2 protein-coding genes and 1 pseudogene are annotated in these 1,968 nt (G+C 60.8%); 2 read left to right on the top strand and 1 reads right to left on the bottom strand.

All coding sequences use genetic code 11. The features are described from left to right. The coding region (locus tag HLUSI_RS28810) for a DUF2946 family protein (RefSeq protein ID WP_040503527.1) at positions 1–348 on the bottom strand (348 nt) is incomplete at its 3' end. A gap of 289 nt (positions 349–637) precedes the next feature. On the opposite strand from HLUSI_RS28810, the gene HLUSI_RS0114895 reads away from it, so the two are divergent. Together HLUSI_RS0114895 and HLUSI_RS28805 are read left to right on the top strand one after the other, a co-directional pair. Then, the gene (locus HLUSI_RS0114895) at positions 638–1,615 is read left to right on the top strand and encodes an ABC transporter substrate-binding protein (protein ID WP_016834745.1); all 978 of its coding nucleotides are present in this window, start codon (positions 638–640) and stop codon (positions 1,613–1,615) included. Positions 1,616–1,765: 150 nt separating this feature from the next. Next, positions 1,766–1,968: pseudogene (locus tag HLUSI_RS28805) on the top strand (ABC transporter permease); the annotation flags it as partial.

Below are 1,968 nucleotides of genomic sequence, written 5' to 3'. Positions count from 1 at the left end.
GCGGCCGCCCGCGCGCGCCCAGCTGTCTTCGCGCAATCGCTGCAGTTGCGACACGCGTTGGCGCACCGGCGTCGTGGTGTAGACCAAAGCAGCGCGGAAGGCATCCACATTGCTGTCCGGAAAATCCAGGTGATATGGCTGGCCGCCGCTGCAGTACAGGCAATGCGCATGCGTCATCTGCCCGGGCGTCCCGGACTGGCTTTGCCATGAAGCAGAAGTCGAGCAGATCGCCATGGCCATGTCGGGCGAGGACTTGACCGCAGCGACCGACGCCAGCGGCAGCAGGCCGCCAATCGCCAGGCAGGCGATGGCGATCCAGGCAGCGACGGGGCGGAGGAAGCTCGGCATAGGGCGCAGATTATAGCAAGCGGGTTTTTCTTGCACGGCGGCAGCACCTTGGCGGTAAGGCGTTTCGCCGTAGACAACGCGCCGCCGGGACGGATTTCGGGGAAATACGAACGGATGTGCGAAAGATCGCATCGGATGAAGTCTTTTGATCGAGTCGGCCCGCTTTTATGCGATTTCATGCGATTTTGCCGCAGCGCCGAAATCGCCGACGCAAATTGATTGTTGGCAGGCGCTAGGCTAGACTTACCGTCTTTTGCCGGTTTCATCTAATAATTTTGAGGAGACATTCATGTCCAGCATGAAAAAACTGTCGTTGAGCACCCTGGTTGGCACCCTTGTATTGGCTGCGGTTTGCTCCGCGCCGGCGCTGGCTGCGGACAAGGCAGTTCTGGTTACCGCGATCGTCGAGCATCCTGCTCTGGATGCCGTCCGCGACGGCGTCAAGGACGAGCTGAAGGATGAAGGCTTCGAAGCCGGCAAGAACCTCAAGTGGGAATATCAAAGCGCCCAGGGCAACACCGGCACTGCGGCACAGATCGCCCGCAAATTCGTCGGCGACAAGCCTGACGCCATCGTCGCCATCGCCACGCCTTCGGCCCAGGCCCTGGTCAGCGCCACCAAGACCATCCCGGTCGTCTATTCCGGCGTGACCGATCCGGTCGCAGCACAACTGGTCAAGGACTGGAAGCCGTCCGGCACCAATGTCACCGGCGTGTCCGACCTGCTGGAACTGGAAAAGCAAGTCGACCTGATCAAGCGCGTCGTGCCCAGCGTCAAGCGCGTCGGCATGGTCTACAACCCGGGCGAAGCCAATTCCGCCGTGGTCGTGAAGGCCATGAAGGAATTGCTCGGCAAGTCCGGCATCACGCTGGTCGAAGCCGCTGCGCCGCGCACGGTCGATGTCGGCTCCGCCGCCAAGAGCCTGATCGGCAAGATCGACCTGATGTACACCACCACCGACAACGTGGTCGTCTCGACCTTCGAGTCGCTGGCCAAGGTCTGCAACGACGCCAGGATCCCGCTGCTGGCTTCCGACACGGGCAGCGTCAAGCGCGGCGCCGTGGCTGCACTGGGCGTGAATTTCTACGACCTGGGCCGCCAGACCGGTAAAATCGTGGCGCGCATCCTCAAGGGTGAAAAGCCGGGCGACATTCCATCATCGACCAGCAAGAACCTGGAGTTGTACATCAACACTTCCGCCGCACAGAAACAGGGCGTGACACTGTCGCCCGAGTTCCTCAAGTCGGCAACCAAGGTCATCAACTGATCGGAGCAATCCGTTCGGCGCAGTAATCTTGAAGCACGGCATGCGGCGTTACCGGCGGCGCATGCCGTGATTTTCAGAGGACATTCGGCATTGGCGTGTATTTACCCATACGTGCCCATGCCGAATGTGTTTTTTTAGAAAGACCTTTTTATGTCGCTGTATACGCTGTTGGGCGCACTGGAAATCGGCCTGATTTTCAGCCTGGTCGCCCTCGGGGTGCTGATTTCCTTCCGCATCCTCACCTTTCCCGACCTCACCGTCGACGGCAGTTTTCCGCTCGGCGGCGCTGTTGCAGCCACCATGATCGCCGCCGGCTACAACTCGTTCCTGGCCACCGGCGTGGCCATCCTGGC

It is taken from the genome of Herbaspirillum lusitanum P6-12 (assembly GCF_000256565.1).
In the GTDB taxonomy this organism is placed as follows: domain Bacteria; phylum Pseudomonadota; class Gammaproteobacteria; order Burkholderiales; family Burkholderiaceae_D; genus Herbaspirillum; species Herbaspirillum lusitanum.
The sequence above is the reverse complement of the archived record's forward strand: the minus strand, read 5'-3'. Positions and strand labels throughout refer to the sequence as shown.

Bases quoted from the DNA above. Each gene is read 5' to 3' on its own strand.
- HLUSI_RS0114895 (WP_016834745.1), top strand. From the start codon at position 638: ATGTCCAGCATGAAAAAACTGTCGTTGAGCACCCTGGTTGGCACCCTT.